The sequence below is a fragment of the Enterococcus sp. AZ103 genome (assembly GCF_051714685.1).
GTDB lineage: Bacteria > Bacillota > Bacilli > Lactobacillales > Enterococcaceae > Enterococcus_A > Enterococcus_A alishanensis.
This window is the reverse complement of sequence record NZ_JBIOSI010000001.1, coordinates 1950700-1975834: the sequence shown is the minus strand read 5'-3', so window position 1 is coordinate 1975834 and position 25135 is coordinate 1950700. Positions and strand designations below refer to the sequence as shown.

26 protein-coding genes are annotated in these 25135 nt (G+C 35.2%); 1 reads left to right on the top strand and 25 read right to left on the bottom strand.

Translation table 11 applies throughout. The features are described 5' to 3' along the window. Nucleotides 1-16: 16 nt before the first annotated feature. From ID741_RS09900 to ID741_RS09830, 15 genes are all read right to left on the bottom strand, one after another. On the bottom strand, nt 17-1438 hold the full coding sequence (locus ID741_RS09900) for a S41 family peptidase (protein ID WP_438719850.1): 1422 nt from the start codon (nt 1436-1438) through the stop codon (nt 17-19). 82 nt (nt 1439-1520) lie between these two features. Next, nucleotides 1521-1742: a YozE family protein gene (locus tag ID741_RS09895; protein WP_438719849.1), complete on the bottom strand. Its 222-nt coding sequence runs from the start codon at nt 1740-1742 to the stop codon at nt 1521-1523. A 3-nt stretch (nt 1743-1745) separates the two neighbouring features. After that, nucleotides 1746-2255, bottom strand: coding sequence for a peptide-methionine (S)-S-oxide reductase MsrA (gene msrA, locus ID741_RS09890; RefSeq protein WP_438719848.1), 510 nt, complete (start codon nt 2253-2255; stop codon nt 1746-1748). Next, nucleotides 2255-2860 carry a YpmS family protein gene (locus tag ID741_RS09885; RefSeq protein WP_218325079.1) on the bottom strand — a complete coding sequence of 202 codons (606 nt, stop codon included), beginning with the start codon at nt 2858-2860 and terminating at the stop codon, nt 2255-2257. The genes msrA and ID741_RS09885 overlap by 1 nt, the downstream gene beginning before the upstream one ends. Continuing rightward, nucleotides 2861-3718 carry an SGNH/GDSL hydrolase family protein gene (locus tag ID741_RS09880; protein ID WP_438719847.1) on the bottom strand — a complete coding sequence of 286 codons (858 nt, stop codon included), beginning with the start codon at nt 3716-3718 and terminating at the stop codon, nt 2861-2863. A gap of 85 nt (nt 3719-3803) precedes the next feature. Next, nucleotides 3804-4643 (bottom strand): DegV family protein, encoded by an 840-nt coding sequence (locus ID741_RS09875; RefSeq protein ID WP_438719846.1) that lies wholly within the window; start codon nt 4641-4643, stop codon nt 3804-3806. Between the two features lie 188 nt (nt 4644-4831). Further along, nucleotides 4832-6265: a peptidoglycan amidohydrolase family protein gene (locus tag ID741_RS09870; RefSeq protein ID WP_438719845.1), complete on the bottom strand. Its 1434-nt coding sequence runs from the start codon at nt 6263-6265 to the stop codon at nt 4832-4834. Nucleotides 6266-6492: 227 nt separating this feature from the next. Beyond that, nucleotides 6493-6981: a dihydrofolate reductase gene (locus ID741_RS09865; RefSeq protein WP_218325075.1), complete on the bottom strand. Its 489-nt coding sequence runs from the start codon at nt 6979-6981 to the stop codon at nt 6493-6495. Between the two features lie 3 nt (nt 6982-6984). Further along, nucleotides 6985-7932 (bottom strand): thymidylate synthase, encoded by a 948-nt coding sequence (locus ID741_RS09860; RefSeq protein WP_218325074.1) that lies wholly within the window; start codon nt 7930-7932, stop codon nt 6985-6987. Continuing rightward, complete coding sequence (locus tag ID741_RS09855) at nt 7933-9813, bottom strand: ABC-F family ATP-binding cassette domain-containing protein (RefSeq protein WP_218325073.1); 1881 nt, start codon at nt 9811-9813, stop codon at nt 7933-7935. A gap of 74 nt (nt 9814-9887) precedes the next feature. Next, complete coding sequence (locus ID741_RS09850) at nt 9888-10436, bottom strand: MarR family winged helix-turn-helix transcriptional regulator (RefSeq protein ID WP_438719844.1); 549 nt, start codon at nt 10434-10436, stop codon at nt 9888-9890. 163 nt (nt 10437-10599) lie between these two features. Beyond that, complete coding sequence (locus ID741_RS09845; RefSeq protein WP_218325071.1) at nt 10600-11052, bottom strand: hypothetical protein; 453 nt, start codon at nt 11050-11052, stop codon at nt 10600-10602. Between the two features lie 60 nt (nt 11053-11112). Then, entirely contained in the window at nt 11113-11484 is a 372-nt protein-coding gene (locus tag ID741_RS09840; RefSeq protein WP_438719843.1) for a thioesterase family protein, read from the bottom strand. Beyond that, nucleotides 11468-12697 carry a CCA tRNA nucleotidyltransferase gene (locus tag ID741_RS09835; protein ID WP_438719842.1) on the bottom strand — a complete coding sequence of 410 codons (1230 nt, stop codon included), beginning with the start codon at nt 12695-12697 and terminating at the stop codon, nt 11468-11470. Before ID741_RS09835 ends, ID741_RS09840 begins: the two co-directional genes overlap by 17 nt. Continuing rightward, nucleotides 12694-13041 carry a nucleotide pyrophosphohydrolase gene (locus tag ID741_RS09830; protein ID WP_218325068.1) on the bottom strand — a complete coding sequence of 116 codons (348 nt, stop codon included), beginning with the start codon at nt 13039-13041 and terminating at the stop codon, nt 12694-12696. Before ID741_RS09830 ends, ID741_RS09835 begins: the two co-directional genes overlap by 4 nt. A gap of 115 nt (nt 13042-13156) precedes the next feature. Between ID741_RS09830 and ID741_RS09825 the strand changes: the two genes are divergently transcribed. Continuing rightward, nucleotides 13157-14044, top strand: coding sequence for a YitT family protein (locus ID741_RS09825; protein WP_438719841.1), 888 nt, complete (start codon nt 13157-13159; stop codon nt 14042-14044). Nucleotides 14045-14113: 69 nt separating this feature from the next. Here the strand turns inward: ID741_RS09825 and ID741_RS09820 are convergent, their stop codons facing one another. From ID741_RS09820 to rpsA, 10 genes are all read right to left on the bottom strand, one after another. Next, nucleotides 14114-15331: a CapA family protein gene (locus ID741_RS09820; protein WP_438720463.1), complete on the bottom strand. Its 1218-nt coding sequence runs from the start codon at nt 15329-15331 to the stop codon at nt 14114-14116. Between the two features lie 200 nt (nt 15332-15531). Then, nucleotides 15532-16092, bottom strand: coding sequence for a YpiB family protein (locus ID741_RS09815; protein ID WP_218325066.1), 561 nt, complete (start codon nt 16090-16092; stop codon nt 15532-15534). Nucleotides 16093-16096: 4 nt separating this feature from the next. After that, on the bottom strand, nt 16097-17356 hold the full coding sequence (locus ID741_RS09810) for a tetratricopeptide repeat protein (RefSeq protein WP_438719840.1): 1260 nt from the start codon (nt 17354-17356) through the stop codon (nt 16097-16099). Beyond that, nucleotides 17349-18407, bottom strand: coding sequence for a hypothetical protein (locus ID741_RS09805; RefSeq protein WP_218325064.1), 1059 nt, complete (start codon nt 18405-18407; stop codon nt 17349-17351). The genes ID741_RS09810 and ID741_RS09805 overlap by 8 nt, the downstream gene beginning before the upstream one ends. Nucleotides 18408-18475: 68 nt before the next feature. Further along, the gene (gene abc-f / locus ID741_RS09800; protein ID WP_218325063.1) at nt 18476-19972 is read right to left on the bottom strand and encodes a ribosomal protection-like ABC-F family protein; all 1497 of its coding nucleotides are present in this window, start codon (nt 19970-19972) and stop codon (nt 18476-18478) included. 300 nt (nt 19973-20272) lie between these two features. Further along, entirely contained in the window at nt 20273-20887 is a 615-nt protein-coding gene (locus ID741_RS09795) for a GyrI-like domain-containing protein (protein ID WP_438719839.1), read from the bottom strand. 67 nt (nt 20888-20954) lie between these two features. Beyond that, complete coding sequence (locus tag ID741_RS09790; RefSeq protein ID WP_438719838.1) at nt 20955-21839, bottom strand: helix-turn-helix transcriptional regulator; 885 nt, start codon at nt 21837-21839, stop codon at nt 20955-20957. Between the two features lie 127 nt (nt 21840-21966). Further along, entirely contained in the window at nt 21967-22242 is a 276-nt protein-coding gene (locus tag ID741_RS09785) for an HU family DNA-binding protein (protein ID WP_218325061.1), read from the bottom strand. 222 nt (nt 22243-22464) lie between these two features. Beyond that, entirely contained in the window at nt 22465-23775 is a 1311-nt protein-coding gene (gene der, locus ID741_RS09780) for a ribosome biogenesis GTPase Der (protein ID WP_218325060.1), read from the bottom strand. A gap of 117 nt (nt 23776-23892) precedes the next feature. Beyond that, nucleotides 23893-25119, bottom strand: a complete 1227-nt coding sequence (gene rpsA, locus ID741_RS09775) for a 30S ribosomal protein S1 (protein ID WP_438719837.1) — start codon at nt 25117-25119, stop codon at nt 23893-23895. Nucleotides 25120-25135 lie beyond the last annotated feature (16 nt).

Sequence of the window (25135 nt, the reverse complement as noted above, 5' to 3'; positions counted from 1 at the left end):
TTTATGTTAGGAGATTTTATTGATTTTTTAACATATCTACCGCACTTTGATATGCTATATCATTTTCTTTTACTAATTGAAAAATGCTTTCTTGAATATTCTTAGCTGTCGGCTCATCCACTACACCAGTTGCTTCCATATTATTATTGATTTGTATATCCTTGACTGCATCTAATGTTTGTTCATTAAAAGAATCACCACTTGTCTCGTAGCCTAAGGCAGCTAGCATTACATTAATATTCTTAATTACTTCACCATTATCACCAACTCGCCAGTTTGAGCTGGTAGAAATTGGTGGCAATTTGGCATAGTCAGGATAATCTGCTTGAATCGTTGGCTTTACTCCCGTCTGATCAATCGAAGAACCATCTGGTGTCAGCCAGTTCATGACTGTTAATTGTAAATAATTATTTTCACCAATTGGTAAGACATTTTGGATGGTTCCTTTGCCAAAAGTATTCACTCCAACTAAAGAAAAACCTTTATGCTTAACTGCCGCAGCCAATACTTCTGAACCAAACGCTGTTTCTTGATCTACTAGAAATACAGTCGGTTCAATTACCTTAAATCCGCTATCTATTTTACTACCAGCTTTTTCGGTTGATACCACCTCGCCACGGGCTGAAAATTGTGCGATTGTATCACCATCCGATAAAAAGTAGCTGGCTACTCGTTCTGCTTCAGAAAGTAAATTCCCGGAGTTTTGACGGATATCAACAACAAGAGAAGTAGCTCCTTGAGTTCTTAAATCTTCAATCGTATTGCGAAATTCTAACGCAGTTGTTTCTCGGAAATTAGTTAATTCAACATAACCAATAGTCGGATTATCTGAATTAATTTCTCCCATGACCGTTTCATTGGGAACAACCTCTCTTTTTAAATCAACGCTAAATTCTTCTTCTCCACGACGAATCAACAAACTCACTTCTGTATCTTTTTTTCCCCGAATTTTATTTGCTGTCTCATCAATCGTCTGATTTTCAGTGGACTGACCATCGACAGCTAAAATAATATCTCCAGCTTTTAAAGACGCTTTTTCCGCAGGAGAATTTTTAATTGGAACACCTTCGATAACTGGCAAACGATCCTTTAAATTTATACTTGTCCCTATACCACCAAAATTGCTTGAAACAGACTCATCAATTTTTTTGGTTTCTTCAGCAGTTAAAAATTCTGAATATTCATCATCTAAAACGGCGGTCATGCCGCTTAGACCCCCTTCTACCAAAGCTTTTTTGCTAACTTCTTCCACATAATTCGTACTTATTAAATCATATAAATCCTGAACTTCATCTAAATCACTACGGGTCACTCGAACAACCGATTGATTCTGTACACTCGCTCTAGTTTCAATAAAATGAACAACAACTGCAGTAACAACCACAGTAAAAAAAAGTCCAACTAAAAAAATCGGTAGTGGAATCGTTCTTTTATGCAAAAAAAAACTCCTTTCATCCCTTTTTTTCATGATAGCATGTAAAAAAAAAAAGGAAAAGCGCTGTTTGGCTTTTCCCATAATTTTACTGATTATTTTCTTGATAATTGTCCCAAACTTGATCAAATAAATCCATCGATGAGAGATAGTTAACATTCAATTCTAGATAACTACTTAATTCATGATAGTCTTGTGACTGCTTAGGAAAGTTATTATCTTTTGCCACATTGGCTGCAAAATCCTCAACTGGATCACCTACATTGTGACCGCGTTGCGTCAATATATAATGATAGAAACTTCTACGCAAAATTTACCTCCAATTTTGATCTAGGAAATCTTCTCGAATGGCATGATTCTTTGAAAAATTCTCTGGCTCTTTTTGATAATAGTCTTGATGTTCCATTTCAGCAGCATAAAAAATTTGTGCCGGTTCAATCGTTGTGATAATTGGCTTATTAAATCGGCCACTGTCTGCCAAGGCTTGACGACTTTTTTCCGCTGCACGTTTTTGTTCTTCACTTTGATAAAAAATCACTGGTCGATAATTGTCCCCGCGATCTTCAAACTGGCCAAAAGCATCGGTTGGGTCAGTTTGCTGCCAGTACACTTCTAACAATTTTTGATAACTAAAAATAGTCGGGTCAAAAGTAATTTCAACTGCCTCAGTGTGTCCCGTATCTCCTTTTTTGACTTGCTGATAAGTTGGGTTTTCAGTTGTTCCACCAGTATAGCCTGAAACAACTGATTCAATACCCGCTAAGCTATCAAACGGCTGAACCATGCACCAAAAACAACCGCCAGCAAAGATTGCTTTTTCCATTACTCACCATCTCCTTCATCTGACGGTAAGTATAAACTAAATTGAATATCGTCGCCAACTAAATCAATATGATCAGCTTTCACGTACATATCGTTTTGCAGTTTAAATTGATTTAATTTAATCGTCATTGTTTGCTCACTAGGATTGACTTCCACCCATTCAGGAAAATCATAACTTTTTTCAACCAAGGACATAACTTGCTGCACTGGAAAATTCAAAGTTCCGATGGATAAATCAGTTGCTTTTAATTGGACATTGCCATTCGTCATCACATACGGTTCAAAATAAAGGCTGAACTCTACTTTTGTCCCTAAAATTGGAAATTCTCCAGTTAGTAAAGCCTCATCTTCTAAATAAAACTGATATTTGACATCGGAATCTTTTTGAAAATTATTTAAAAAATAAGACATCAAAGTGTTCAATTTTTTCTTATTCGTGTTCATGGTTACTACTGACGTACCTTTTGTGACGGTCACTTCACTAGCTGGTGGTAGATTGGTTTCTCGTTGAGAAAAGATCCTAGTACCTAAAAAAATACCACTACCTAAGATCAGTCCTATCAAAATTAAAAAAGCCCATTTCCAAATATTTTTTGGTTTCTTCATTTATTCATTCTCCTTCAACAACCACAAATTATGACTCTTGACCATTTCCTGACTAATCGCCTCAGCCATGATGTGATAACCAGTATTATTAGGATGGAAACTATCATCGTCAGACAAGAGATTATTTTTGACTGAATTATCCTCACTATCAGAATTCGCGGTTTTATAACCTTTATAAAGTAAATCATTTACTGGAATAAAGAAAGTATTCTGATTATCTGCAATGATTTCTTTTGTTGACTCATTCCAATTATCGACAACTTCTTGCATAATTTTTATATTTGAAAAATTTAGATAATACGGATTATAAATACCAACTATGTAGATAGGTGCTTCTTTATTTAGCTCTCTAATCTCATCCATAATATCTTGAATATTGTTGTCGTATTTTTTTATTGCTCCGTTAAAAGCACTGGATTTTTTTGCGTTAATCTTTTTTTGGAAGCTTTGCATTAAATCATTACCCCCAACAGTAATACTTATCAAATCAGCACTAGCAAGACTTGTTTGCAAATCATCATTCTTTTTGATTCGTTTTAAAATTTGATCACTGCGTTCACCCGCAACTCCAAAATTTTCATTTTGGACAGTAGACAAATCATAATGTTCCTTTAATTCATTAGCTACTATTGGCACATAACCACCATCACCGGTTTCATCACCTACACCTTCAGTCAAAGAATCTCCAACAGCAACAAAATGGATCGTTTCTTTATAATTTTGCTTTGTATTATCCGCAGAAAATTTTAACTTTGGCTGGGCCTTAGGTAAAAGCAGATTTAAACTAAGCAAAACTATCAATGCTGTAATGATTGGAACAATAACTGGTAGAAATTTTTTTATATTCACGCTTTTCATTTAGAGAAAATGCCTCTTTTCATTGATAATTTTACAAATAAAGCTGAGCAAAAGTCGCTAGGACTTTGACTCAGCTCCAAAATTTTTATTCAGTATAATACATGATGGCAAAAGCTTCTTTACCAGCATGTGTCGCTACAATTGGATTTGTATGCAGAACTGGAATTTCCATATCAGGAAACATTTCTTGTAATGCTTGTTTGGCTTCTTCAATGAATTCTGTTTTGCCGGTATGTGAGATACCGATTTTTCTAATGGTAAATTTACTTAATTCATCTTTGAAGTTTTCAAACCACTTGGTGAAAGTTTTTTTCCCTCGGCCTTTAACGATGGGCGTGAGTAACCCATTATCTAATTCCATAATCACTCGCATGTTTAATACGTTTGAAATAACACCTTTGGCTCGAGAAACCCGGCCACCTTTTACCAAATTATCTAGCGAAGAAATACCAATAAACAAATAGCTATTTTCCTTAATTTTACCAATAGCTGCTAATATTTCTTCAACTGATGCACCATTGTTTGCCATTTCAGCTGCTCGAATAACTTGAAAAGATAATCCTTGATCGATGAAACCACTATCAATTACAGTGACATCACTACTAGTTAAAAAAGTTGCTTGGCGAGCTGCTTCAACAGTCCCACTTAAAGTATGAACCATATGAATAGAAATAATTTGGCTACCATCTTTACCCAATTCATCATAAAGTTCAGCAAAATAACCAATTGGTGGCTGACTAGTTTTAGGTAAACTCTTTGCCCCTGCCATCATATCCATAAATTTTTCGCCACTTAAATTATCATCATCGGGATAAACCACATCATCAATCATCACTGATAATGGAATCATTGTAATATTTAAATCATCCCGCACACTTTTTTCAATGGTACAAGACGAATCGGTAACTATTTTTACTTTAGACATCTCTATCCTTCTTTCTCATAGAACATTTACACATTTACCAGTATAACAGACACGCAAAAATAAATCATTGGTCGCGAAGTCTTCTTATAAAAACTTGAAACACTTTCAAAAAAATGGGCTTGAATTATCGACCCATTTTCCATTTTATTTGAAAAATTAAAAATTCTCAAATACTTTTTATGCAATCACTAATCGCTATAAATATCTTTTAAGTCAAACCAAAAAACAGGACTACCGGTACGTCCATCGATTTCTGTTTCTGTAATACCATTATCATCATAATTGCAATGAATAATCGTTCCGTTGCCTGTGGCAAATCCTGTATGACCGCTTGCTCCACCAGAACTTCCTTGTACGCCGGAAATAAATAGGCTACCTTTTTTTACTTGATCTCTTGTTATTGGAACAAACAAAATATCTATTAATGCAAATAAGTCTTCCGTATTACCAATTCGATGATCTGACGGTAAGTAATGGCTCTCAATTAAAGCATAAAAAACCGCACTAGAACAATCATATGAACTTGGACCTTTTCGATTTTGCATCGAATAAGTTACATTGTCTTGTCGTTGATAAAACCAATCAAGAACTTTATCGATTCTAGCTCTATTTCCAGCAGAATAATATGCGATTCCTTCATTTTTCCAACCTAATTTTAGTAATTGATTTCTTTCATTGAGATCTACCGTATAGTGATGTGACCCAGCATTGCGAGCATTTGGATTGAACAACCGATAAACTGATAATCCATCAGTTGCTGTCAGCCAAGCAATTCCCTCATCCTGCCAACCAGCTATAATTAATTCATCAATTTCTCCTCGCGATAAAGTATAGTGATGTTCACCAGAGTTAGGATTATAGACGCGGTACAATTCATTCCCTTCGGTAACACTATAAGAACCGATACCTTCATCTTGCCAGCCAATACTTACTAAATAGTCTCGTTCATTCGTATCTTTTGTATAAAAATGCTCACCTGAATGAGGATTGTATACCCGATAAACTGGAATTTGCTCAGCTGGTTGCGCATTATCGACAGTTCCCCCCAATACTTTTGGGTCGGGTTCACTTATTTCATCCATCGTGTCTACCGTAGTTACTTTGTTTAAATCTTCAATCGGTTGGTCATTTGTGTTGGTCGCTTCTTTAGCAGCTGATTGAGTAGATGTATTCGTATTATTAGGTACTTTTTCAACCGATTGTTCATTACTTACTTCATTCGTATTACTATTTAAAGGCGTATTTTCTAAATCAGGTTGTTCTGAATTCGATTCAGCTACCGTTGGATCAAGTGTTTCTTCTGATGAAACTGCTTGAGTTGATTCATCTTCTTTGGACTCGTGATTGAATTCGAGTGATTCAGTTGATTGAGATTCTACGACAATTGCTTCGGTATCAGAAAGTGGAGACATAGCTTGATTGGTTAAATCAACTATTTCTGCAATACTGTCAGCGGAAAAATTTGTAACAGCTTCGGTTTCAGCAGCTGCAACTTCTTGACTGGTAGAAGCAATGCTCAATCCCAGTAACCCAAAGAAAATAATTGGCGCAATCAGCCATTTTTTTCCAGCTTTGTACATTTTAAACCGTTTTTTTTCAATGTGATCTATTTCTTTATGCACTTTTTCTCCCCCTTTTAAACTCTTTTTAATAAAAATAGATTTATTAAAAAAAGCTGGCAATTAAAATTGCCAGCTTCATACCAGTTAAAACTACTAAAAATATTAGCCTTAAATATGTACGCTAGTCTTATATTTGCTCAATCAAATTTTTGATTAGAAAATAAAATGGACCATTTTTAGACTAGCATATTATAAAAACTATTTAAAGCAGTTTTTATCATCGATTTTTATTTTCGCAGGTAGCTTTCAAACTGGTAGTCATAAGGATTTTTTTCATCTTTAGTCCCAACTCTTCTTTCTAAAAGCATAAAATTATCCCAATCAAGTGCTGGAAAAAAAGCATCGCCTGTAAAGTTTTCATAGATAAGTGTTCGTAATATTTTTTGGCAATGAGGTAACAGTGCCTGATAAATAGTTGAGCCTCCACAAATAAAAACATCGTCTTCCATTGCTTCAGCGAATGTCATAATATCTTCTATTGAATGCATAACTTCAACACCCTCAGCATGGTAGGCTGTATCGCGAGTTAAAATAATTGTTTTGCGATTAGGTAACGGACGACTATTCATCCCGACAAAGGTTTTTCTCCCCATGACAATTGTCTGATTTTCTGTTGTTTCCTTGAAAAACTTCAAATCTGCTGGCAGACGCCAAGGTAGTTTTCCTTTTTTACCAATTAAGCCGTTCTGATCTTGTGCCCAGATTGCAACTAACATAGTTTATACCGCCACCGGTGCTTTAATCGCAGCTGCCGGTGTATATCCTTCAACTTTTATATCGTCCATCTCAAAATCGAAGACAGATTCTTTTTCTTGATTCAAAATTAATTTAGGAAAAGCTTGCGGTTTTCTAGATAATTGTTCTTTCATTTGTTCTTCGTGATTTGAATAAAGATGCGCGTCCCCTAAAGTATGAACAAAATCGCCAACTTCAAGGTTTGTTTCGTGGGCGATTAAATGGGTCAATAATGCGTAACTCGCGATATTAAACGGAACACCTAAGAATACATCAGCACTTCGTTGATATAATTGACAGCTTAATTTGCCATCATTCACATAAAACTGAAACATCGTGTGGCAAGGAGGCAACGCCATTGTTGGTACATCTTCAGGATTCCATGCTGATACAATTAAACGGCGAGAATCAGGTGTCGTTTTAATCATCTCAATTACATTACTGATTTGATCAATAAAACCACCATCTTTTGTTTGCCAATGACGCCATTGTGAACCATAAATATTACCCAATTCTCCATATTTTTCAGCAAATTTTTCATCATCTAATATTTTTTGACAAAATTCTTTTAATTCTTTTTGATAGCTTTCATTAAAAGCTTCATCCAATAAAGCACGGCGACCAAAATCCGTCATATCAGGTCCTGTATAATCTTCTGAAGAAACATAACGCTCGAAAGCCCATTCGTCCCAAATATGATTATTATGCTGTAATAAATAACGAATATTGGTGTCTCCTTTTAAAAACCATAACAATTCACTTTTGATCAAACCAAATGGTACCCGTTTGGTCGTTAATAATGGGAACCCTTCACTTAAGTCAAAACGCATTTGATAACCAAAAATACTTTTGGTACCTGTTCCAGTACGATCACCTTTCTGATGACCTTCTTCTAATAATTTACGACCTAAATCTAGATATGCTTGTTCCATTTAGCTTTCCTCCACTATTTCAGATAAATATTCCCAACGATTCATTTGTTCCTCTAAATCTATTTCAGTTTGATCAATTTCTTTTTGTAATGACTGTAATTTAGAAAAATCTTCTCCTTGATGGTTCATATCTTCGGTTAATTGTTCGATCTTTTCTTCTAACTTGGCAATACGATCTTCAATGGTTGCCCACTCTTTTTGTTCATTATATGACAATTTCTTCTTTTTTGATTTTTCTTTTGTCTCATTTTTAACAGCTTTTATGACTTTTGTCGACTCCTCTGTCTCTTTTAAATAATCCATAATGCTCGCTAAAGTACTTATAATCTTGCCTTCACCTTCGAAAATTAAGAGTTTGTCAGTCACTTTATCTAAGAAATAACGATCGTGAGACACAGTAATAACGGCACCCGAAAAATCTTGCAAATAATCTTCTAAAACTGTCAAAGTCGCAATATCTAAGTCGTTTGTCGGTTCATCTAATAACAAGACATTAGGTTGTTGAATTAATAATTTCAACAAATACAAACGTCGTTTTTCGCCACCTGAAAGTTTGCCAACCAATGTGCCATGCATTGATCTTGGAAATAGAAATCTTTCCAATAATTCAGCCACACTAATTTGGTTCCCATCATTTTGCTTAACTTCTTCGGCAACTTCTTGTAAATAAGCAATCATCCGTTTGTTAGGATCAATCACTTCATTTTCCTGAGTGTAATAAGCCAAATGAACAGTTTCACCAATCTCATAAATACCACTATCTAATTCAAGTCGACCAGCTAAAATATTTAATAGCGTTGATTTTCCAGCACCATTTTTTCCGGTGATACCCAAACGTTCATTGGCCTGAATTAATAAATTAAAATGCTCCAACAAAATTTTACCATTGATCGCATAATTCGCATCTTCAAGTTTTAAAACTTTTTTCCCGAGACGATTTGTAGCAATATTTACTTCAATTTTCCCATCAGTTTGCACTTGATTCAAATTTTCTTTTAAATCTTCAAAACGATTAATCCGTGCTTGTTGTTTGGTTGTTCGAGCCTTTGCACCAGCACGCATCCACGCCAATTCTTGTTTAAATAATTGTTTTCGCTTGCCTTCTTGTTCCCCAGCAATCCGATCTCGCTCTGCCTTTTCAGCTACATAATATTCATAATTCCCTTGATACTCATAGAGTTTTCCAAATGACAATTCAAAGATACGATTGGTTACACGATCTAAAAAGTAACGATCATGAGTAACCATTAGAAGGGCACCTTGATAGTTTTTCAAATAATTTTCTAACCAAGTAATCGCTTGATAATCTAAATGGTTAGTTGGTTCATCTAACAAAAGTAAATCAGGTGCATCAATTAATACTTGTGCCAAACCCACTCTTTTTTTCTGTCCACCAGATAATTCACTTATTTTTTTATGTAAGGTATCAATTCCCAACTTATTTAAGATCGCTTTCGCTTCACTATCGGCTGTCCAAGCATCTTGTTTATTCATTGCTTCTTCAGCATTAGAAAATTCTTCCTGAAACTGTTGATTACTACCGTCGGAATTTAAATTTATTAAGGCTTTTTCATATTGACGAACTGTTTGCATTAAGGGATTATTCCCTGCAAAAACAACTTCCAAAACTGATTCATCAGGTGGAAATTCTTGTGCTTGAGTCAAAAAGCCAATGCGATAATCACTAGCCTTCTCAATCGCTGAAATATCTCCATCGCCACTATCTAAACCAGCTAAAATGGCAAGCAAACTCGATTTGCCAGTACCGTTAACACCGATCAAACCAATACGATCTTTTTCGTGAATTAAAAAAGAAATGTGATCAAACAATGTTTTATCCCCAAAAGTTTTATGCAAGTTTGTTACTTTTAATTCTTTCATGATAGCCACCTTTAGATTTATTCAACTCATTGTAACAAAAAAAGAGAAGGATGGCATCTCCTTCTCTTGCGAAATTAATCTCTATGACAGTGTGGTCCATGACCATGATGGTGATGGCGATGATGCGGTCCGTGATGTCCATGAGGTTTACCATGATGTCCGTGTGGTCCATCTTCAAATGAATCTTCTTCACCTGCCAATTCTTCTTCAAGTTTTTGGTTTAATTTGTCAACTAAAGTCGACCATTGCATTTTTTCTTCATCAGTAAAATCTACAAATAGTTCTGTCGTAATATCAGGACGTTGACCGATTTTTTCAGCCTCTTCGCGACCCAAATCAGTTAGCTTAACAATCATGGCCCGACGATCTTCTTCTGATGCCTCACGAGTTACCCAACCCTTATCAGTTAATTTTTGAATTAATTCTCCAGCAGATTGGGGACGTAATCCTAGTACAAAGATCAAATCTTTTTGCGAAATTTCTGGATGTAATTTTAGTAAGGCTAACACTCGCCCTTGTCCTTGATGCGCTTCTAATCCATGGTTTTTTGCTCTTTGACGATGAAAATATCTTCTCAAATCATGTTGCATTTTCATGAATTGTTCGTTTAAATTGTTTTCCATAATAAAAATCTCCTCTTAAGGTTATTATTTTTTTCAGGTACCTTATGTTTATATAATACAGGTACCTTACTATTTTTGCAACAATATTCCTCTTTTTATTATGGTACCTTAATAATTTCTTATACAAAAAAGACAGAATTACGAAAATTCTGTCTTTTAGGATTTAAAATTTGTCAGGATACGTACTATCTACATCTTTTTCTGGGTCAATAACGATGTATAAGCTCTTAGTTTTTTCAGAGAATTTAATTGATTGATAAACATTGTCTAAACCATCAGCATCTTTTTCTTTGTATGGGAAATAAACAATATCAGGTTTACCACTGCGGAAAATGATTTCCATTCTTTCAATATCTTGGAATTTATGGGCTCTTTCGAACATGCCTAATTCTAAACCACCTAAGTTAATATCAGATGTTTGGACATGATCGCCCTCTTGATAGATTTCAATTTTGAAACCAGCAACTGGGTGAATTTCCACAAACTCACTACCATTAATCCGACCATAACTTGTTGTAATTTGTTTAATCCATAAATCGCCAATGTAGCGACGGTCAATTGTCCAAGTTTCCCCATTACGGAAATAAAATTTTAAAGCACTCATTTCTCTTGCCATTTTTGCATTCTCCTTACATCTATAAGATAAATCAATTCTAGCATAAGTAGCAGTAAACGGTCACATGATTGGCTTATTTTGAATTTTTTCCATAAATTTCAAGCGATTCACGATGACTCTTTGATGATTTGCAGTGGCGATTAATGTATCTCCAGCATAAGCAGAGAGAGTGAAATCAACTGTTCGCTCACCTCTCTCAAGAATTTCAGCAGTAACGATTATTTGAGCTCCTACTGGACTGGGAGCTAGGTGTTTCATCTCCATAATAAAACCAACACTAGTCATATTACTAGCTAAATCCAACATATTTTTTGCGGTGTTTTCCATCATTGCTACCAAACGTGGTGTTGCCAAAACGGCTAGATCACCCGAACCTAATTTTTCTGCTGTATCTACTGCCGAAACTACAAACTCTTTAGTCAATTTTTCCATTATCCACCTCTTCTAAATATTTTTGGGCAAATTGAATGAGTGATTTCTCTTGATTTTTTAATTCTCCTTCGACAATTCCCTTTTCAATTGCTCGTAATACTTCATTAATCCAAGGTCCTTTAGGTCGGTCAAATAGTGAAAACAAATCATTTCCTTTGATTACTACATCTTTTAAAGAGTGAATCGGTAAAGTCTGATACATCATCCGAATCTTGGACAAGTTAGGTGTTTGATCAAAATAATATAATAAGTAATCCACTGATAAGGCCAATTCTCGTCCGATTTGATATAATTTCCAAGCTGTCCATTCATTTTCTTTGAGATACTTTAAAGCGGGAACCATTTGCTGCACATCTTTAATGACTTGATTGGAACATTTCCATTCTTTTAAAAAAGAACGAATTTTGTCCTCCGGTAAATGAATTTGATCAATTAATAACGTCCAAGCTTGGCTTTCTAATGGAATGGCTGGCCCTGCTAACTCTGCAAAGCTTAATAATCCTTCACCATAGGCTCTTAGACCTGGGCAATAGATATAGCATTCTGATTCCACAAACGAGCGCATCCCTGCTTGACGAAAAGAACCCATTAATAATTTGACAAACTCCATATTTATTCGTTCAACTGAAATTTTTGCCAGCAAAGAATGATATTCACTAATCGCATCAAAAGTCTCCCTTTGTAAATTAAATCCTAGTTGACTAACAAAACGTAAAGCTCTCATCATCCGTAGCGCATCCTCATGAAATCGTTCGTAAGGGTTACCAACTGCCCGTAAAACTTTATTTCGTAAATCATTCAGGCCATCAAATAAATCAATCACTTCGCCATCTATTCCCACTGCCAAAGCATTGATTGTAAAATCGCGACGTTTTAAATCTTCTTTCAGCGAACGTACAAACTCAACATGGTCTGGACGACGATAATCTTGATAGGTTGATTCTGTTCTAAAAGTCGTCACTTCATAAGTTTCTTCCTTTGTAATAACCATGACTGTGCCGTGTTGAATACCGACATCAATAGTTTTTCGAAATAAAGCTTTTACTTCTGCTGGAAAAGCACTGGTAGCAATATCCACATCATGTATGGGTTTATTCAGAAGAATATCCCGCACACTACCACCAACATAATAAGCTTCATATCCCGCTTCTTGTAGTTTTCGTAAAATCGGCATCGCTCCTTGGAACTCCAACGGTAAATTTTCTAATCTCATTTTGTCTCACCTGTCTGTCCATCTTTACGTTCAAAGCGATAAGCATCTCGTTGATTAAATTTCGCCATATTTTGATTAAAACTTTTCGTCAGGTCAATATCTAATGAATTCGCCATAATTAAAGTAACAAATAAAACGTCTCCTAATTCTTCTTCAACAGAAATAATTGCCTCTGTATCTTTTTTAGGTTTCTCACCATAATAATGATTAATTTCTCGAGCAAGTTCACCCACTTCCTCAGTTAATCTAGCCATTTGTGCTAAGGGTGAAAAATAACCAGTCTTAAATTGTTGAATATATTGATCAACTTCTATTTGCATTTTTGCTAATGTTTTTTGTTCCATCAAACCACCTCAGAACTATCTTATCAAAAAACGCTTTTCTTTCCTATCCTGATGTTGTAAGTCCTGCTTTTTCATGATAAGTTTGAAGGTGGAAAACATCTAAAAGGAGGACACAATGGAAACATCAACATCAACCCATGTGAAAGAAATTTTCTTCATTGTTGGCGGAACGGCAATTTATGCATTTGGTTTGGTTTACTTAAATATCGCGAATCATTTGGCTGAAGGTGGAGTGACTGGTATCACTTTAATCATCCGTGCATTATTTGGTATCGATCCAGCCTATACAACTTTACTGATTAATATTCCTCTGATTTTAATTGGCGGTAAAGTTCTAGGCAAACGGTCATTTTATTACACGATTTTAGGAACAGTTTGTTTATCTGTCTTTTTATGGATTTGGCAGCGGGTACCTCTTGTGATTAATTTAGACCACGATTTATTTATTGTTTCACTACTTGCTGGTTTATTCGCAGGCTTTGGTAGTGGCTTGGTTTATCGTTACGGTGGAACTACTGGTGGTGCCGATGTGATTGCTCGCATATTAGAACAAAAAATTGGTTTTACAATGGGTAAATCATTACTAATCTTTGATGTGATTGTATTGCTATTGTCTCTAACTTATTTAGATTTAAAGCGCATGATGTATACTTTAATTGTTTCCTTTGTCTTTAGTAAGGTCGTCGATATGCTATCATCTGGCGGTTACGCTGCTAAAGGTGTAATGATTATTTCTAATCGAAACGAAGAAATCGCTCAAATTTTAATGGATCATTTAGAGCGAGGTGTCACTTATATTCATGGTGAAGGCGGCTTTTCATCTGATTTGAAAAAAATTATTTATATTATTGTTTCTCCTCAAGAAATGAATGAAGTAAAGAAAATTATTCATACTGTGGATGAAAAGGCCTTTATCTCTATTTCAAATGTTCATGATGTGGTAGGAGAAGGATTCACTTACCTCAAGCCACAGCGTAGAAAATTCTTTTTGAAGAAAAACTAAAAAATCCAAGTCAGTAATTTTTTTATACTGACTTGGATTTTTTTTGTTGTAATATAGGATTCAATATTTTTACCATTGGATATTTAGTAAATCCAACATGCGATAATAGGCAGTTTCAATTCGCTGTCTTTTTATTTCTGGAACCGTATCTGCATATTTACCCTTAGGAAGATAATTTTCAGCTAAAAAAACTTGATAATCTTGCGCTTGGACTGCTCCATATTCTGGGTGCCGATAAAAGCGACCAGCAATTGGTTCTTTATCTACCCAAGTTGGATGAGCTTTTACCTTAGTTAGTTTGGTTCCTCCATCATTTTTAGTAATCTCGACCTCCATAATTACTCCGCGTTCAGTCCAGTAATCTCCTACACTTTCAAAACGTTGATCGGATATAAGATTGCCCATCGAATAAATAATAAACTTTCTTTCACCATCTTTTTCGATAATTTCAGTCGGTTCTGCTACATGGGGATGTCCGCCAAAAATAATATCTGCTCCTAAGTCGATCATTTTACGATAACTTTTTTGTTGTTCTTTAGTTGGTTCTAATGAATACTCTACTCCAGATTGTGGCATGACGATTGTAATATCTGCCACTTCTTCAGCTTCTTTCAAATCAGCAGCAACTTTTTCCATATCCAAATCTCTCAAATATTGATTGTATTGTTTTTTAGTCAAAGTAGCTTCCATACCATTAAAACCATAAGAATATGCGAGCAAAGCGATTTTTATGCCGTTAACTTCTTTAATGACCATTGCATCTGCTTGATCCGTTTCTACGCCAATCGGATCAATACCAATTTTTTTAAAAGTTGCAGCCGTTGATTTCAGTCCTGCTAGTCCTGTATCCAAAATATGATTATGGGCCAAGTCAACAACATCAAATCCCGCCTCTTTAATGCTGTCTGCTACTTCTTCTGGGGCATTAAACATCGGATAACCACTTAATTGCCAGTCAGGATTAATCGTTCCTTCAAAGTCTCCTAAAGACAAATCCGCTTCTTTTAGAATTGGCTTGATTTGAGCATAATCATTGTCTAAATCATAGCCGGAACCATCATAGGCGCTTCTGAATAAAATATCATGGTACAGCATATCTCCGCTTGCTGTGATGGTCGCTTTTTGTTCATTTTTTTTAGTAACTACTGGTGTATTTGTTGGTTCATTCGTTTGTGTATTAGCTTCACTAAAACGAATCCCTAACATTATCAAACTAAGTAACCCTAAACTTAGCCAAAAGATCATGTCGATTCTTCTTTTTCTGGCGACTCTTTGAACTCGTTTCATGTTTTTATCTAAATGATTCACGTTTAAGATTGATTTTAAATATCGCTTGTTAAAAATCCGATCCCATCTCACTACTCTTTCCCCCTAGAGTGACGCTCTAAACATTTCTAAATTGTTGTCAAAATTTTTCACCTTATTCATTCAATATAAGCAAAAAAAGCAAAAAGGACAAGAGTTGATTATCCTTTTTGCTTAGTTTTTTATTGAACTTCTTTTTCTTTAATCAATAATTTTAAACGATTGATTTCATTGGATAGCTCGACAAAAGTATCTTGATCGCCATCTTCTAGAGCTTGATCGATTTGCTGATATAAATGTTTCAAAGTCGCTTGTTGAGCTTCTTTTTCCATATACGATTCTACTTCATTGATCGTTTCGGCACTGACAGAATCATTCCAGGAGATAGCTGGATTATCTTCTAAGACAGATAAATATAGCGCATTTTGCCAAGGGTTCGGAAAAATACATTCTATATATAAGGGTTGTTGCCAATGGAGACGAATTTCATGAAAAATTTGATCACTACTAGCAAAATTTTGTCCAGAGACAGTCAACATCATTGGTTCCATCTTTTCTTGACTAGCATCACGAAAAACAATTCCTCGCTCAGTTTTTTCCGCTTGCTCCACCACATGGACGTTTTTTAAAATAGCCTCGTGATTAATTAAATAATTTAAAATCCAGACAACCTCTCTTCTTTGAAAAGGGACATTATTGATTAGCCAAACTAAAAATTCTCTTTTATCTGCTACATCTACCATCTGATCACCTCTCTAATAAATCTTGTAAAATCGATTGCACCTCAATATCTTCTGGTTCCAATGCTAAATAATCTGCTAACACCTGTCTTGCTTGCGCTAATTGGCCTTCTTCTCTCAAAAATAATCCGTAAGCCTTCAAAAACTCTGCTTCTTGCTTTAATTCTTCATAGGCCAATTGATAATATTTACCAGCTTCAGCATATTCTTCTAGCTCGTCATTGGCTTGTGCTAAATTCCATAAAGCATATGGATTGTCTTGTTCATCCATTTTACTAATCGCTTGAATCGCTTCTTCAGGTTCACCTTCATTTAAAAATAGATTGCTCAATGTTAACAATGTTTCATCGACTTTTTCACCTGTACTTAGAGCTTGGTCTAAATAGTCTTCAGATTTTTCTCGATTATGTAAACGATAAGCCAATTCGGAAGCCAAATGTAAAGTTTCCACCTGATAAGGATTTTCTTTTATTCCTGCTTCAGCAATTTTCAAAGCTTCTTCTACTAATTCTTCTTCTTTCAAACTGTCTGCTAAATAATAATAAACACTTTGATATTCTGGATCCATTTTTTGAACTTCTTCAAAATAAATAATAGCTTGTTGATATTCTTTCAGTTGATAATAAGTAAAGCCTAATTGGAACAATCGATCAGAGGTGCTTTCTTCATCAATAGCTGCTTTTAAAAAAGGTATCGCCTCTTCAAAACCGCCTAACAAACTATACCCACTGCCAATCCGTTCATTTAACGAAATATTTGCGACTTCATTAATTCCTTGTTTTTGTAGTTGACCATATTCATCAATCGCTTCACCTAATTGGTTGTTGGCAAAATGTAGCTCGCCTAAAGCAAAAGTAATCAATGTTTCCTCAGGTGCTATCGCTTTGGCCTGTAACAATTTTGCTTCACTAACCTCAGGAATGCCTAGAACCTGATATAAATCAGCAGTAACTAATAAACTTTCTAAATAATTAGGGCTATCCATCGGAATCTTTTCAAGATATTCAAAAGCTTGATCGATCTCGTCATCTTCAATCGCCATTTCAGCTAACGATAAATAAAAATAATCTTCCTCAGGAAATTCTTCCAACAACTGCGTTATAATTTCACGAGCTTCTGTTAAAAATCCTAAATTCTGTAATTCTTGGGCCAAACTGGCTAATATTTCTGCCGAATCATTTTTCAATGCTGCTTGAAACATCTCTTGAGCTTTTGCTAAATCTTCATTTCTTAAAGCATCTAACATTTTTTCACTATAACTATTCATTGATTGTCCCTCTAATTTCTTTTAATACTTTTGTGTAGTTTGCAAAAGCACGATCCAATTGCACTTCTGTCACTGCTTGATACCCATTTGTTTTCCCTACCTCGGCTAATCCTAACGAACCTTTTCCTTTTGCCATAATAACTACTTGCTCGCCATAATCAGCTAAAGAAATCGCCGCCGGCAAGAGAACTGGAAAATCTAATTGCATCAACCATATCATAAAATTTTTGAAATTAAAATCAAGTTTCGCGACTTGACCATTCCAAAAGAAAGCAAAAAGTAGCCCAAACTGATTTTTCATACTATCTGATAACAAATGTCCGTTTTCTGTTTGAAAAAATGCTGCGGTAAAAATTTCATCAAAACTGGCCAATTCTGTTCGGCTATCTTGATAAAAATCAATGACTGCATCAATAAATGCCGCTGAGGATTTGGTATTCAATACTTGACGAGTGGGAAATGCTCGAAAAACCTGTTGTAAAAAATGGTAATCCAAAACAATTCCACATCGAATGAGTACTAATAAATCAACTATTTTACCAGTAATTTGTTGGTCAGCTAAAGTCTGATCGAACAAAATTCTCTGAGGAGAAATTTCTGTTGCCATAACTGCTTGAACTTTCTCTTGGGAAATAATTTGACTTTGATTGTTTAAAGACTGAGCAAATGCACGTAGTGATAAGGGAATCAACCAAAGTTCTACATCAAAAACTGCCACTTGTTGATAAAAACTCATCAATTCCATCACACCTTGATTGCCGATGCCAATCATGATCATTTTTTTATTTGGTGAGAATCGATTCATGAAGGAAATAAAATCTTCAAATGTTCGAAAATCATTACAATATCGATTATTGGTTGTAATAAACCAATCAACCGAAGTTGCTGCTTGAACAAACTGATTCAGTTTCTCAGCCAAATGATCATAGTAGCGTTGATTCCCGCAAAAAATAATTTGACTATCCCTTAAGTCAGTTGAACGAAATAAGCTAGCCACAGTTTTTCCATAGAAAATTTTAGTTGGTTCTTTTCTTTGAAAAGTTCTTTCCATTTTCTCACCACCTCTTTCTTATCATACCAAAAAAAGGTTAAAAAAACAGAAGTCAAATGTGACTTCTGCTATAACGAGACAATTTTATCCGCAATTGCTTCAATAAAACGAGTATCATGTTCAATTACAATCATCGTTGGTGAAACTTCTTTAAGCAATGTTAATAGTTGTTTCTGATTAAAAACGTCTAAATAATTTAACGGCTCATCCCAAACATATAAATTAGCTGGTTGAGCTAAAGACTTAGCCACTTCAACTTTTTTTCGTTGTCCCATACTCATTTCTTCAATTTTATTTTCAAAAACATTGCGTTCCATGCCTAATTTACGGAGATTATTCAAAAACTGTGAAAAATCAAGCCCTTCTGTTTCAGCAAAAGCTGCTAATGTCCCAGAGTTATCTTGATAATTTTGCCGAATATGGCTCATTTGGATACCTTTAGGTAAATGGATTTCCCCTGCTTGTTTACCTTTAAATTCCTGCAAAATTGCTGCCAATAATGAAGTTTTTCCACTTCCGTTAGCTCCTGTAATAGCTAAACATTCCCCTTTAAATAATTCAATATTAACTGGATCAAAAAGGGGAGTTTGTTGATAAGTAAGCACAACCTTCTCCATTTGTAATATTCTTTGATGATAACTTGGCTGATAATTCATTTCTAAACCATCAACTGTTTCAATATTTTTTAATAGCTGTGACTTTTCACTGATTTGACCTTCTACTCTTTGTAAAATGGCTTTTGATCGTTTCATCATTCGTGCAGCGTCAGCACCAATTGCACCTGGGCTTACCCGCCGATATTCAGTATCAATAAAACCTTTTGATTGATTTAGTTTGTCTTTTTCACGATTTTTCGACCATTCAGCTTTTTCAATTGCCGTCTTCTGTAAACGCGAAATCTCTTTTTTCAGTTTGATATTTTGTGCTTGTTCAAAAGCATCTTGACGGGCCTTTTGATCTTCATAGGTACTAAAATCCCCTTGATATAATACCAGTTGATTTTTTTCAATCGCCAAAATATGATTGACCGTTTCATCTAAAAATTGGCGATCATGGCTAACTAAAATATACCCTTGTCTTTTTTCCTTTAAATAATTTGCAACCTGTTTACGACCGACTACATCTAAGTGGTTGGTCGGCTCGTCAATCAAAGGATAAAGGCCTTCTTCAATAAACATTAAGGCCAACAATACTTTGGTCTGTTCACCACCAGATAAGGTCTCAAAGGGACGCCACAAAACTTCTGGATCACAGGCTAATAAATTTAACTCTCGCTCCATCTGCCATAATTCAAATGTCCGGATTTCTAATAAAGCATAAAAAGTTAGCTGCTTCGCATCAGATATTGTTTTGGGAAAGTAATCAAAAATCATCTGATACTGAATTCTTCCACTATAAGGCAATTGCTTTTGTAAAATTCTAAGAAATGTAGTTTTTCCGCGACCGTTCCTACCTACTAATCCTAGCTTCCATTGATCATCAATGATTAATTGTGCATCATCAAATAATAAAGTTCCCATTTGATCATAACCAAAAGACAAATTTTCAATTTTAATATTGGACATACTGGCTCACTTCCTTTGAAAAAAGGAGCAAAAAAAGACTCCAGTTATTAATGAAAAACTGGTGTCTCCTAAACATATCTATATTTTGAGTTTTTAACACAGCAAAAAAATCTAGCTGATCCTTTGCTTAAAATCCCTCAAATCATATGTTCCACCAATTTTTCAAAAATCTGCACACTGTCCCCTTGGAAAATCCTTGGTTTAGTCTGAATGCAGCTTCTACTTATTTGGTGAAATATCTCATTGGGATTCCTCGCTTTCTATTTCTTATGTTAACGGTACCATGATTATTATTACTGGTCAAGCCAATGGAAAACGTAAAATAGTTTTGCGCTTTTCTGATGGTGTTTTTCTCGCATCATTTAAATAAATCTCCCGATGCTTATGACCGTTCCTACAGTATTTTTGATCTTCAATAAATAATTGCATTTTTTCAAAGGTAGCTGGCTCATTCTCAAAGGGACCAACATGTAGCTTTTGCACACATTTTCCTTCTTCGATAGAATTAAAATAAATTTCATCAAGTAGAGAATGTGGTTTCTTCTTCTTGGTCATAGATAAGGCTTTTTCAAACATTCCTGACGTGATAAATTCTGGTTGCTGAATCATAATTGTATAAATATAACTGGCCTTATCACTAGTATCTTGGCTATTTTTAGAATCCCAAAGCCCTTCCAATGGAAAAACAGTAAAATCGTCATATAGATTTTTCGGATCAGCCCATAGCTTTTTATAATTCATTTTTATTGCATAGGCCAAAGAAAAAAGCACACCTACTCGTTCTGAAAAATCTGCTTGATTGGGATCTCCTTCACCATCAATCATTATAAAATTTTGTTTTGGGACAGTTACTAATAATGTTTTCTTAACTGTACTGTATAAATTCTTCTCATGTTTACGCCATTCATATTTCATCATTCTCGCCTCACTTCTATAAGATAAAATAATTATAACAAGTGAAACATGTCATCTTATGTCAAGTTTAATAATTATTTCCCATTGATTGAATTCTTTTTATTAATTCTTCCCGAATATCTAATGGTTCAACAACCTCAACATTAGCCCCCAATGATAACAAAAGAGCATAAAAGCCTTCAGATATTGGATATTTCTCTTTTACCAATAAACTACCATCACTCAATTGGGTATAATTTTGATAATTCTCTTTTACTTGAGATAACTGCTCCTTTTTGAATTTTAAAGTTATTAAAGTTTCTGGTAAAGCAAAACTTTCTTTAGAATCAAATATTTTTCCTTCATATTTTCGTGAAAAATATTCATCTAAGATTTGAACTTTCCTGATGCGACTCAATTTAAAAATTCGATTCGCTTCTTTTTTTAAACAGTAGCCATACAGGTACCAAGCATTTTGTTTAAAAACTAATTTTAAAGGTTCAACTGTCCGTTCTGAATCTACAGCTTTTTGGCTTAAATATAAGATATACAGTCTTTTCTTATGAATAATCGCCTCACGAATATTGACAAATACTTCTTGATTTTTTTGTCCCCAATCGGAAAAATCAATTTCTAGCCAATCAGTCTGTCTGTGCTGAAATAATCCTCCAAGTTTTGTTAATAAGTTATCATCAAAAATACTGGGCAATATTGATAAACCTTGAACAGCTGTCAAAATTTGAAGTTGTTCTTCTTTTGAAAGTACAGAACGATTTAAAGCAAAATCTTCATTAATAAATATACCACCACCCTTGCCTTGCATAGCATAGACTGGAATCCCACTACCGCTTAAAGCATCCACATCACGATAAATTGTTCGGGGAGATACTTCAAATTTTTCCGCTAATTCCTTTGCCGTGATACTTCCTCTTTCTAATAAAATATATAAAATTTGAAATAATCGACTATCCATATGAACTCCATTCACTTTTTTCTATGTATTGTATTTTAGATGCTTTTTTTTATGTATTTTTGTAAACATCAGGGAATTCTTAAAAAGAAAAAAGAACCCTTGTCAGACAAGGGTTCTACGACGTCAATTATTTAACTGCGTCTTTAAGGGCTTTCCCTGGTTTGAACGCAGGTACTTTGCTTGCTGGGATTTGGATTTCTTCGCCAGTTTGTGGGTTGCGACCTTTGCGGGCAGCACGTTCACGAACTTCAAAGTTACCAAAACCGATTAACTGAACTTTTTCACCTTCAGCTAAAGCGTCTTGAATGCTTGAAAATACAGCATCAACAGCAGCTGTAGCGTCTTTTTTAGTTAATTCAGTCGCAGCTGCAACTTTTTCGATTAATTCTGCTTTGTTTGCCATGTAAATTTTCACCTCCGTGAGTGATGATTTGATGTTTGCACATCTTTTAGTAACTGAGTGGTCCAGTTACCATAAATATTGATTTGGTCAATATTCTTGTTTTACGATAGCATATGAACCTTGTGATAGCAAGGTTTTTAGCCGATTATCACCAAAAATTCCTAGATATGGTAAACATTGATAAAAATATTTGTCCTATAGAATAACTTATGGTAAAATGGCTTATTTTCGCCGTCTAGCGATGATTCGAATCGGTGTACCTTCAAAATCAAAAGCTTTTCTAATTTGATTTTCTAAAAAGCGCGCGTAAGAGAAATGCATCAATTCTTCTTCATTGACAAAGACAACAAAAGTCGGTGGTTTAACAGCCACTTGAGTCGCATAAAAAATCTTCAGACGTTTTCCCTTATCAGTTGGTGTCGGGTTAATCGCAACAGCATCCATAATAACATCATTTAAGATAGAAGAGGAAATTCTCAGGTTCTGATTCATGCTGACCGTTTCAATCAGATCAGGAAGTTTATTTAGACGTTGCTTCGTCAAAGCTGAGACAAAAATAATCGGCGCGTAATCTAAATAAGCAAACTCATCACGAATCTCTGCTTCAAAGTCTTTCATGGTATTAGTATCTTTTTCAACTAAATCCCATTTATTTACAACTAAAATAACTCCACGACCAGCCTCATGAGCATATCCAGCAATCCGTTTATCTTGTTCACGAATTCCTTCGTCACCGTTAATAACGACTAAGACAACATCTGAGCGATCAATTGCGCGCATAGCCCGCATCACACTATATTTTTCAGTGTTCTCATAAACTTTACCACGTTTACGCATGCCTGCTGTATCTATCATGGTAAATTCTTGACCATTTTCGCCAATAAATTTAGTATCGATAGCATCCCGCGTTGTTCCTTCAATCTCTGACACAATAACACGGTCTTCCCCTAAGATCGCATTAATCAAAGAAGACTTACCAACATTAGGTCGTCCAATTAGACTGAACTTAATGCTCTCATCTTCCTCATTTTCGCTATCATCTGGGAAGTGTTTGACTGCTTCATCTAAAACATCACCTAGACCTAAGCCATGACTCCCAGAAACCGGGAAAGGCTCTCCCAATCCTAGTGCATAAAACTCATAAATGTCACTACGCATCTCTGGATTGTCTACTTTATTGACTACCAAAATAACTGGTTTGTTACTGCGATATAAGATTTTAGCGACTGCTTCGTCAGCGTCAGTCACACCTTCACGGCCACTAGCAATAAATAAAATGACATCAGCTTCATCAATTGCTATTTGTGCTTGGTGTTTAATTTGTTCCATAAATGGTTCATCACCTAGATCAATACCACCAGTATCTATAATTGAAAACTCATGATCTAACCAATCACCTTTTGCATAAATGCGATCCCTAGTAACACCGGGAGTATCTTCGACAATTGAAATTCTTTCTCCTGCAATACGATTGAATAATGTAGATTTACCAACATTGGGTCGTCCAACGATGGCTATAATAGGATTTGACATGTTTTTGCTCCTTTTTTAAAATTCTCCTTAGTTTAACGAAGAAATCACTTTATAGCAAGAAAGAGATGAAAAAACCACAAAAAAAGACGCACATAATTGTACGTCCTTAAGCCTTTTTTACTCTTTGTCTTCGTTAGCTTCACTTTCAGCTAAAGCATCACCTAAAACATCACCTAATGTAAAGCCAGAACTTTCTTCAGGCATTTCGTAGTCATCAGTTTCAACAACTTCTTCTTTTAACTCTTCAGGTTTTTCTTGTAATGCTTTGATTGATAGTGCTACTCGGTGTTCATCCGGATTTACTTCTAAAACCTTCACTTGAACTTTATCACCTTCATGTAATACTTCATGAGGAGTGGCAATGTGCTTGTGAGAGATTTGAGAGATATGAACCAATCCTTCAACTCCTGGGAAAATTTCCACAAAAGCACCAAAACTAGTCAAACGTTTAACAGTTCCTTCTAAAACAGTTCCAGGTGCTGCTTTTTCTTCAATGTCTGTCCAAGGTCCAGGCAAGTTTGCTTTAATTGATAATGAAATCCGTTCTTTTTCAGGATCGACAGAAAGTACCAAAACTTCCACTTCATCACCGACTGATAAAACATCTGAAGGTTTACCAACATGGCTATGAGAAATTTCTGATACGTGAACCAATCCGTCAATGCCGCCTAAGTCAACAAATGCACCAAAGTCCGTTAAACGAGCTACTTGACCTTTGATTACTTGACCATCATATAAAGTCGCTAAGATTTCTTTTTTCTTCTCAGCTTTTTCTGCTTCAACTACTGCCTTATGCGATAAAATCAAGCGGTTTTCTGATGGTTCAATTTCAATAATTTTAAAGGCCAAGGTTTGACCGATATATGCGGAAAAATCGTCTACAAAATGATCGTCAATCATTGATGCTGGTACGAATCCACGGACACCTACGTCAACTACCAAACCACCTTTAACACTATTTGTAACAGGTGCTTCGATTATTTTTCCAGCTTGGAAATCTTTTTCGATGTCTTCCCAAACTTTTTTCGCATCTAAGCGACGTTTAGAAAGTAGATAGCTGCCATTTTCTTTATCTTTTCCGATAGAAGAAATGACTACCAAGTCTAAGATATCACCGACTTTTACTTCTTGTGAAATATCTTCTACTGGTAAAGTAGAAAGCTCTTTTGCAGGAACTACACCTTCAACTCCTGCTCCTTCGATACCGACAACGACTTGTTTGTCTTCCAAAGCAAGCACTTCGCCTCTCACGATATCGCCGACTTTTACTTCATGTACACTTTCCATTGCTGCTTCCATTGATACATTTTCGTTATCTAATGGATTTTGTTCTAAATCTGCCATGACATATGTCCTCCTA